General features: G+C 39.9%; 13 protein-coding genes. 2 read left to right on the plus strand and 11 right to left on the minus strand.

From position 1 onward, the window contains the following. Nucleotides 1–261 precede the first annotated feature (261 nt). From GNF10_RS32785 to GNF10_RS32810, 6 genes are all read right to left on the minus strand, one after another. Nucleotides 262–648 (minus strand): hypothetical protein, encoded by a 387-nt coding sequence (locus tag GNF10_RS32785; protein ID WP_185607368.1) that lies wholly within the window; start codon nt 646–648, stop codon nt 262–264. A 412-nt stretch (nt 649–1,060) separates the two neighbouring features. Beyond that, nucleotides 1,061–1,414, minus strand: a complete 354-nt coding sequence (locus GNF10_RS32790) for a hypothetical protein (protein WP_185587612.1) — start codon at nt 1,412–1,414, stop codon at nt 1,061–1,063. 131 nt (nt 1,415–1,545) lie between these two features. Next, entirely contained in the window at nt 1,546–1,911 is a 366-nt protein-coding gene (locus GNF10_RS32795) for a clan AA aspartic protease (protein ID WP_185607369.1), read from the minus strand. Continuing rightward, on the minus strand, nt 1,908–2,180 hold the full coding sequence (locus GNF10_RS32800) for a hypothetical protein (RefSeq protein WP_185587978.1): 273 nt from the start codon (nt 2,178–2,180) through the stop codon (nt 1,908–1,910). The genes GNF10_RS32795 and GNF10_RS32800 overlap by 4 nt, the downstream gene beginning before the upstream one ends. Before the next feature lie 263 nt (nt 2,181–2,443). Beyond that, a complete protein-coding gene (locus GNF10_RS32805; RefSeq protein ID WP_104910315.1) occupies nt 2,444–2,677 on the minus strand; it encodes a hypothetical protein in 234 nt (77 codons plus the stop codon). A gap of 2 nt (nt 2,678–2,679) precedes the next feature. Beyond that, nucleotides 2,680–3,321, minus strand: a complete 642-nt coding sequence (locus tag GNF10_RS32810; protein ID WP_185587980.1) for a ParA family protein — start codon at nt 3,319–3,321, stop codon at nt 2,680–2,682. Between the two features lie 222 nt (nt 3,322–3,543). Here GNF10_RS32810 and GNF10_RS32815 point away from each other — a divergent pair, with 222 nt between their 5' ends. Both GNF10_RS32815 and GNF10_RS32820 read left to right on the plus strand, forming a co-directional pair. Beyond that, on the plus strand, nt 3,544–4,785 hold the full coding sequence (locus GNF10_RS32815) for a tetratricopeptide repeat protein (protein ID WP_185587982.1): 1,242 nt from the start codon (nt 3,544–3,546) through the stop codon (nt 4,783–4,785). Then, nucleotides 4,785–5,183, plus strand: a complete 399-nt coding sequence (locus GNF10_RS32820; protein WP_185587984.1) for a hypothetical protein — start codon at nt 4,785–4,787, stop codon at nt 5,181–5,183. The genes GNF10_RS32815 and GNF10_RS32820 overlap by 1 nt, the downstream gene beginning before the upstream one ends. Nucleotides 5,184–5,278: 95 nt before the next feature. On the opposite strand, the gene GNF10_RS32825 is transcribed toward GNF10_RS32820, so the two are convergent. From GNF10_RS32825 to GNF10_RS32845, 5 genes are all read right to left on the minus strand, one after another. Beyond that, nucleotides 5,279–5,449: a hypothetical protein gene (locus tag GNF10_RS32825; RefSeq protein WP_185587986.1), complete on the minus strand. Its 171-nt coding sequence runs from the start codon at nt 5,447–5,449 to the stop codon at nt 5,279–5,281. Nucleotides 5,450–5,758: 309 nt separating this feature from the next. Beyond that, nucleotides 5,759–6,172 carry a hypothetical protein gene (locus GNF10_RS32830; protein ID WP_185587988.1) on the minus strand — a complete coding sequence of 138 codons (414 nt, stop codon included), beginning with the start codon at nt 6,170–6,172 and terminating at the stop codon, nt 5,759–5,761. Between the two features lie 172 nt (nt 6,173–6,344). Further along, entirely contained in the window at nt 6,345–7,064 is a 720-nt protein-coding gene (locus GNF10_RS32835) for a hypothetical protein (protein WP_185587990.1), read from the minus strand. 165 nt (nt 7,065–7,229) lie between these two features. After that, entirely contained in the window at nt 7,230–7,460 is a 231-nt protein-coding gene (locus tag GNF10_RS32840; protein ID WP_185587992.1) for a hypothetical protein, read from the minus strand. 138 nt (nt 7,461–7,598) lie between these two features. Then, on the minus strand, nt 7,599–8,336 hold the full coding sequence (locus GNF10_RS32845) for a hypothetical protein (RefSeq protein ID WP_185587994.1): 738 nt from the start codon (nt 8,334–8,336) through the stop codon (nt 7,599–7,601). Between the last annotated feature and the right edge of the window lie 139 nt (nt 8,337–8,475).

Below are 8,475 nucleotides of genomic sequence, written 5' to 3' on the forward strand. Positions count from 1 at the left end.
GCATAATAATATTAAATAAGCTTAATTTATAATAAATAGTTGCTCCACACTTTTGATTATAGGTTTTAGACTTCAACTTACAACTTCACTTACTAGTTGGTGGAAGTTAGAAGTTGCGATTGCTGAACCTTTGAACCGCCCAAGCATCCAACTAACGGGGAGCATAGCGATTTTGGCAACGGTTCAGAACCAAACCGGAATGCAGGTTTTTACAAACATCCTGGCTCAATGCCCAATAGCCCCTACTTCTAAAACGTCCTCTTAGGGTCTACAACTAGTGGATTGAACACCATTGGGTGCAATTGAAACATCTACTTTATATCCTGCTGGACATATTTCAATTGAGTTACCTTTTCTAAGTTGGATTTCCTGTAAAAGCTGGCAACTTTGAAATTGTGCTTTCTCGTCAAAAGATATAGATTGTTGGGCTTGGCACTCAAAATTAGATGACCCGGAACTCAGGCTGGAAACCTGCACGGTCGTATCTTGTCCAAGAATACAACTTGCCAACGAACCATTTGAATAATTATGAATTGTCCCACCTTCACAAGTAACTGACGCAATTGCAGGCAGAGAAACAGCAAAATTGATTGAAAATAAACCAAAAGTTGAAGTTAAAACAGCCAAAACTTTAGACGAAAATTTCATAAAATTAATACTGAGAAAAAAAGTAAAATTTGTTACTTCAGTTCTACTTTATCCCTGATAAAAACTGATACAGCAAAGGCACTGATCTTGCTTTAAAGTTTCTGTGAGCTTGGGCTGCAATCATCGGCTGTCTTTGTTCGCACGTCAGCCAACAAAAAAAGCGTTAAAAGTCTCTCTTAAAGGTAGTTTTCCGCCTTTTTACCTCGAAAAATGCCCGAAAAACATTTTCGCTGCATGGTCGCGCCAGTTTACAAACCACCAGATATCCTTTGCCCATGCCAAGATAGAGCGATCGCAGTTGGTACTTGCCGGAGTAAGTTTGTATATAGGCTTTGTCTATATTAATTTCTATATAAGTTCTGGGAGAATGCCCTGGCTGCCAGCACCACCCTGCATCAAAAGTGCCAGATTACTAATGGTTAACTGTTGCCGTAGATGAAACGAACTGAACATCGAGGTAGTGTCTGATATCTTCTATTTTTTTGGTTGAGAGTGCTTTTCTTCTCAAAGATGCAACAACACTATTAGCTCTAACCAACGCCAGCCAAATATCTAGGCTGTCTGCAATTTTTGTAAGAGTTTCTTCTTGAGACGTTATCTCTTCTTCGAGGTGATCTGGGTAAAATATCCCCCCAATTAATCCCCAATCTGGGCGCTCTTCTTCTAAGCTTAGACTAATGTAGCAGCTATCAATTGCTGTGATGCCGGATTTACGAGCAAGCTGTCTTACCTTTTCTTTTATCCTCAAATATTCTACTGGAATCATAATCTTTCCGTAACTTCTTTCTTGTCAGCATTCTGCAAAAGTATAGTCGGGCATTATCAAAAGCTAATTCCTCATCAGTTAGACTCAGTTACCATTTAATGAAGGTGGACAATTAAACTTATTCTGATAATTTAGAGTTTTTTTAAGGAAACTAAACCATTGTCTTGAAAATCTATTTCTAGATGATATCCTGCCATCAGAGAAGTTCCAAGCAAAGGTTTATAACCAGCAGCTAAAACTGGAATTAATCTTTCTATACCGTCCCATACAATTGTTGCCAAATGTATAGACAATAAAGCTTGAGTACCGTCGGCTAACCTTGCTTCGGTACTAGAATACAAGGGAAGATTCATTGCACTGACTGCCTGTGATGGTAAAGTAAGATGGTCATTAAATCCAGTATCAATGACAAAATCCAAGTTAAAATCTGGCTGCTCAGGTAAACGAAAAACCACTGGAACTATTGCTCTACCATCGATTACTTTTCCATAAATCATTCAGCAGTACGCTCCATTGCACCACCAAAACTTACAGCCACATCATAACCAATCCGTATAGTAAACAATCTAGCATTAGGGTTTTTCTGTTTTAACTTTAACGCTGTCTCTACACCAGTTGGATCTATCCCATATTCACCAGTTTCTGCATCAATCACAATCATCTTACCGATATTGTCACCAGACTCGACATTTTGACGAATACCGTTTTCATAAAACTGTTTAGCTCTTAGGGCTACTTCTTCTACACTCCAGAAAATTGATTGCATCACAATTTCACCAAATGATTGCTTCTTCAATCATTGTAGTTTCAGAACTAATAAAGGCGTTTCTTGTTCTCAACAGTTAGGCAAAAATCTATGGGTGCGATCGCACTCTATTTCTTCATTGCCCTGTGAAACCGATGCAGCCTAGTTTCTGACACTAATGCTTTGTCAGTATATCTTGTGTTGACAACTATGAAATCAGAAATCGCTAAAATAAGAAAGCAAGAATCGTCTTTTCGTCATTTAGCGAAAGAACGAAAGTAATATTAACCGTGATTATCTGTCCAGTATTTAAAAATCCGTTGCAGTAGCTCGACTTGGGTACAACCGTAAGTAGCAGCCGCAATCTTAAAATCCTTTTTAAACTCGGCAGGTACTTTAAAATTCAGGTTGGAAATTTCCCCTGGATCGGGCTTCTCCAAGTTATCTTTTGTTTCCTTAATGCTAGGGGGTTCACCTTTGCTTGGTTTGCGAGGTGGTGGAGGTGGTTTAGTTGACATAATTAGGACTCTTGCTTACTCAACAGATCAATAATTCCTTGGGCTACTTGTTCTGCCCGTTGCTTCAAAGTAGGAAACGTGACTTCAGAAACAGCACGACCGTTATCACTTGCCTGACGGTAAGCAGTTTTTTCGGGGATTGAACCAGCCACTGTGACATATCCAGCTTTATGAATATATGATCGGGCATCCTCAATTTCATTCTCCCGATCGCCGACTCGACATAAAACAAAAATAATTTTATCCGTAGGGATTTTTGCGTTTACCAGTTCATGCGCCAACAGTACAGACGGTTTGAGATCATCCAGTGATAAACCAGTAGGCAGGACAAGTAAATCACTTGCACGGGCAATTTCTAAAGTGCCTTGCATGGAATGTGGTGGCCCGTCCATAACCATGAGGTCATAAACCGAGGCGTGTTTCAGAGCTTGCGCTACAGTGCGGAATGGTTCAACAGCAATCTCCGGCTGGATACCGTTTACTTCCCGACGCTGCTTCCAGTCTGTGGAAGTCCCTTGGGAAATGTCCAAGTCCGCAATTTTAACATCCCAGCCAGCCGCCGCATACTCACGGGCAATCAGTCGCGCAATAGTGCTTTTTGAAACGCCGCCTTTTTGGGAGATGACACCCACTAATACGGTCATCGTGTTTTCGTCCTTTCGCCTTATAGCGATTTATTGATATCGTGTTTTCGTTCTTTACTCCAGTCACGACTTCGTTATAGCAAGAAATAACGATTAAAACAAAGGACGAAATCGTTATTTCGTTACACAGACTTTATATATGCTTATAATTACTGGTATATTTAGATTTCAGCGATATTTTAGTGAAATTATCCAGAACTTCAACTCTTTGCTAGTAAACGAATGACTGTATCGAATCTAGAAGCTGCTGTTGAAAGTTATGCTATCACGCTTGCGGTACTTGAATCGGCTGCTACAACACATCCATCAAAACAACAAATTCTGGATGTGCTTAAGACTCGCGATGAAGTCTATACGGTATTGACTGATAAAAATCAGACTAACAAAGAAATTCTGATAAAAATTATCGAACTCGATAACCGCTTAAAAAAACAAGCTGGGTTAATTACACAGATAGTTCAATTATCTGACTGGCGTGCAAGCTTGCATCCACCAGCAGTAGCTTGGTGGTGGTTTCTTGAGCCTCCCACTAATCGATGGGACAGATTGGACTGGCTTTGGAATGCGCTGAGTATTACGTGTATAACAGCAAGCATCAGTTTAGTAGTAGATATTTCCTCCCGCTTCTTAACCGGTACACCAGATACATTCGGAGCTTTTACAATTACAACTCAAAGCGTACTGACTTTGTTGGCAGCTGGCGGAGCATTAACCAAGGCTGGGCAGGAAGCGATTGAGCGCATTCTCATCAGCTTAAATATTCCTAAACATTTCCAGAATGAGGTTAAGTGCGGTTTTGCAGTAGTGCTGTTGCTATGTTTAATGGGCTTTCGTTTTTTATTACCGCAGATTGCTGTTTATTACAAAAAAGAAGGACATAGAGAACATGATGCGGGCCGATTATCTAACGCCCAATTGAACTACAGTAGAGCAATCAAGCTAAACCCAGATGATTGGGAAGCTCACTACAACTTGGGACAAGTTTACCAACAGCTACAAGATTTAGACCGTGCCCGTGCCGAATATCAGGTATCGCTACAGGGAGATTTTGAAAGGGCATACAACAATTTAGCTCGTTTGTACATCCTGGATAAAAAATATACCGCAGCTATTGAATTACTCCAAGAGTCACAAAGACGTACTGAAAGGAATAAAAACAAAGACAAAGATTTGCAGTACTTCTTACTTAAGAATCTAGGTTGGGCACGACTAGAACAACAACGTTATGAAGAGGCTCAAATCTACTTACAAGAAGCTATTGATTTAGTAAATGATAATGCATCTGCTTACTGTTTAATGGCTCAGGTACTAGAGTACCAAAACAACAAAAAACTCGCACTTATGGAATGGGAAAAATGTCTGGCATACGCTACTAGTGAAAATCCAGATGAAGATGCATGGATTGGTTTAGCAAACCACTGTTTTAAAGTTAAACAATGCTTGACAGTTAAAGGAGACAAATAATGAGTCGCAAATCTTATGGCATGATGATTTTAACTCTAATGCTGATAGCTTTGGATTGGGGAACAATTGGCAATTTTAACCTAACTCGAATGCAGGCAGTAGCTGCTTCCTGTAAACATTTGGGGCAAATTAGTAAGATTCAGAATGGCTCTGTTGAAAGGAAGCAATCCAAAGGACAGTGGGAGAAAATAGTTAGCAACACAGAGTTATGTCAGGGAGACATACTGAGAACTAAATCAAATCGAGGTAAACAAGTCACAATTAAAATTAAATGTACTGGTGCTGATTACGCTGAGAGGAGTATACCTGCTAACCAAATAACTGGAGTGAACAATGTTTGTTCACGTTCAATAGCTAATTTCAGTAGAATGAGACAGCGTGGTGGGGCTGGTAGATAATTGAATTACCCTGTCACTCGATAGCGCTGTTCAATCAAAGGTGCTAACCCTGTTCCAAATGAATAGCAGCCTTGGGCTTCTAAATCTTCGAGCTTTCAGGCTAATTCAATGCGGCGATCGCAGTAAAGAAGATGGGGCAGGTGGATTTGATATGTTAAATCAAAGTCTTCACTATTGAGCCGATTCCAGGCGTGTTGTATCCACTCCTCGCCGTTAAATACGCAGCCTTCCACATAATATTGAATTTGAGGATAAACGTCAGCCACAAGGAAGGCGTTGTAATAGCATTGGCCAATGTGAATGTGGGGAATTATATCCTAGAGTGGTAAAACTCGCTAGAGTAGATTTTTCATGATTGAAATAGGCGTAAATAGGTAAACCAAAATTTTCAATAATAACGAATTTACTACGTTTAAGTTTTTGCTCTAGCTAGTTTTGCCACGCTAGATTATATCTCTGAAGGTTAAAGGAAGTTCAGAGGTCTTTTTCATCGTTATGCTATATCTCCCCGTATAGATAACCTTGCCCTTAATTCCTTGTGCGTAACTTTCGGAATCACTGCTCATTTAACCCGATTATGAGCAAAGGCTGCCAGACCAGTGTTGATGCCCTCGATTTGGTTGACACTTGTATTGCCTACCTACCCAGACAACTTCCCATTTATTTTTGTTGCGTCTCAATTCGATGCGATTTCGTCTCCCGCTCACTGAATCATCAGCCAAACCTACTGTGGTATGCACGATTACAGATGTGTTTTGTGTAGGATACGCAACTGAAATCTCCTCAGACTTTCTTCCTTCTTGTTCTTCTAAGTTGCTAAACAATTGTACAGCCACAGCTTTGGGGATAGTAACTCTAATACGGTTAGAAGAGATAAATTCTTGCACCTTAATTACCTGAAAACCAGAACGTGGGTTACTTTGGGCAAATACAGCACCATGTAATTGCGTGCAGATAATAGCAGATGATATTAGTGAAAGCTTAAGCATGGCAGGGGAGAATAGTGATGCGTATAATAATTTTTATAGTAATTCGAGTATGAAAAAAAGGTTGTGATGATTGCTGGAAATAATCCAACCCCAAGCAACCCTAACCAACTTTATTCCAATGCTACTCACATGCGCTCCTGGCGTTTTTTACTCCCCTCTAATTGACGTTAATTCAGCCAGATTCTTCAAACAGAGAATCATCCCAATAATCTCCTCCGGGCAACCAAAGTCTTGCTTCGGCACTTCCTGGAGCTAGGCTTTTGTTACCTACATAAGATTCGAGATAAAATTCCTGATTTTCTGTTTCAGGTAAACCAATGTTGAGAAGTAATTCAGCAAAGTGGGTTGCTCCCAATGGTGTTCCAAAGCCACGTATAACAGAACGATTCTTCCAGTCTTCCTCAGTTGTACAACAGTCCTCTTCATCCGTTAACAATAGTTCTGGTAGATCCCAATCGGGGACTTGCAAGTTATGAAGAGGATGAAGACAGCTTTGAACTTCAGGCCAATATTTAAAAGCGAAAGGTTTTGTATAAAATCCTCCTGTAAGTGTGTCAATGTTAAGATTATGGGACTCCACAATAATTTTATTTATATCGCTCTGTTGGTGAGTGAGTAGGAGTTCAATCTCACCGATATGGGGGGAAAATATACACGCTAAAATCAAAAGACCCAACTGGCGATAGGTTTGTTTATGGGCAAAAAACCAAAGTTGATCAATCTGGTACCAAGAGCCATACTGATGCACGCCTTTTTTGACTACTAATTTAGCAGTCGAGATAAGTTGCTGTGGACAAGGTAAAGAGTTCTCAGTGATAATAAACGGTTCACTATCTAACGTGGTAGGCAAGCTAGAAGCTATCTTTCCAAAAAAAAATTGTAGTTTGTCCATTCTCCATACTTCCTGACTTATTATTTAACTACCTATTTCTTACAATTCCGTATCCATCATATTCCCCGCATTTATGCCGCAACTACTGGCGGAGGCTCATGTTGGTCATTCCCGAAATCGGGAATACATTCTTTTACCAGAATTAACTGCAACTAAAATTGTGCTTCAGCCCTCTTCATCAGGCTCTTTGCTATCCTCTTCATCTTGATTGCTAGAATCTCCGTTCTGCAAAGTCATTGCGCCAAAGGAATATCCTACTGCAACTTTGACCATATCAAAGTAAGCGGGTCGATTTTCCTTATCAATCACTGCCAAACCAAGTGAGCCAGCCACTAAAATGAGTAAAATAGGAGATAGTACGCCTTTGCCAAAGGCGCTGCTGATTTTCTTAGTCATGATTTAAAGCTCGTTTAGATTGTTGACAGTATTGGGCTGAGTGCCAATCAGCCTAAAAAATTGCTCAATTTCTGTTAGTAACCTTTGGTTGAGTGCCAATCAGCCAAAGGTTATTTGAATTTATTCATGATCTAAAAATTAGTCATCAATTCTTTTGTGCCCTTTGCTGTTAGGTAGCCAGAGATTGTCAAGATTGATTTGAATGTGAAACGCCCACAGCATTCCCAGAACAGTCCAGAGCATTTCCTTTTTGATAACCCAGACAGGGAGATCCTGAGAGTTCTTGTATTGATATAAAGCTTCTAGATCAGCAATGTATTCTTCGGGAAGAACAATAATTAATTGATCCGTCAAAGGCAGAGATATTTGATTTCGCTGCCTTAATAACAGCACCAGCATTCCAACGAATCCAGATGCTAATACTAGTAGGACAAAAAGCTCGAATAAATACTTACCATGTACTTGTTTCCTGCCGTTTTGTAGTTTTGATATCTGTTCATACTGTTGCTGTTTTATCAGCTTGAATTCCAAAACTCGGTACCCCCCTGAAACCTCACCTAAACCTGATTCATACTCTAGCTTTCTTACTAGTACAAAACCTTCCTTACTTACTACTTTCTCATGCTCTAGCTTTCTTATTGAATGTACATAACGTTCCTTACTTACCTTCTCATACTCTTGTATGGGCACTGCCTCGTAGTCCTGATATAATTCAATATCTAGCCTTTGCTTATATGTATCTAACTGAGTAAGGTAATTGTGTATCGGCTGCATTTTTATAACTGAAACGCCTAGTAAAATAGGCATACACATAAAGATAGCCAACCGCTCACACCAAACTCGTTTTAATTTCTGCCTAGTATTCTTATCAACCACATCAAATATCCCTCAGTAATGTTTGCCTTTGAGCAGCCTACATAGCTAATCGAGCGCGATATGTTTGCCACCCCTTTAATACACTTGCACCAAACCTAGAGACTTTGTAGTATTTCCGTCTTGCTCATCAGTTAAAGGT

It is taken from the genome of Nostoc sp. UCD121 (assembly GCF_014222285.1).
GTDB lineage: Bacteria > Cyanobacteriota > Cyanobacteriia > Cyanobacteriales > Nostocaceae > Nostoc.

Excerpts from the sequence above, each read along its gene's own strand:
- GNF10_RS32785 (WP_185607368.1), bottom strand. The coding sequence starts at position 648 with ATGAAATTTTCGTCTAAAGTTTTGGCTGTTTTAACTTCAACTTTTGGT.
- GNF10_RS32790 (WP_185587612.1), bottom strand. The coding sequence starts at position 1,414 with ATGATTCCAGTAGAATATTTGAGGATAAAAGAAAAGGTAAGACAGCTT.
- GNF10_RS32795 (WP_185607369.1), bottom strand. The coding sequence starts at position 1,911 with ATGATTTATGGAAAAGTAATCGATGGTAGAGCAATAGTTCCAGTGGTT.
- GNF10_RS32800 (WP_185587978.1), bottom strand. The coding sequence starts at position 2,180 with ATGCAATCAATTTTCTGGAGTGTAGAAGAAGTAGCCCTAAGAGCTAAA.
- GNF10_RS32805 (WP_104910315.1), bottom strand. The coding sequence starts at position 2,677 with ATGTCAACTAAACCACCTCCACCACCTCGCAAACCAAGCAAAGGTGAA.
- GNF10_RS32810 (WP_185587980.1), bottom strand. The coding sequence starts at position 3,321 with ATGACCGTATTAGTGGGTGTCATCTCCCAAAAAGGCGGCGTTTCAAAA.
- GNF10_RS32815 (WP_185587982.1), top strand. The coding sequence starts at position 3,544 with ATGACTGTATCGAATCTAGAAGCTGCTGTTGAAAGTTATGCTATCACG.
- GNF10_RS32820 (WP_185587984.1), top strand. The coding sequence starts at position 4,785 with ATGAGTCGCAAATCTTATGGCATGATGATTTTAACTCTAATGCTGATA.
- GNF10_RS32830 (WP_185587988.1), bottom strand. The coding sequence starts at position 6,172 with ATGCTTAAGCTTTCACTAATATCATCTGCTATTATCTGCACGCAATTA.
- GNF10_RS32835 (WP_185587990.1), bottom strand. The coding sequence starts at position 7,064 with ATGGACAAACTACAATTTTTTTTTGGAAAGATAGCTTCTAGCTTGCCT.
- GNF10_RS32840 (WP_185587992.1), bottom strand. The coding sequence starts at position 7,460 with ATGACTAAGAAAATCAGCAGCGCCTTTGGCAAAGGCGTACTATCTCCT.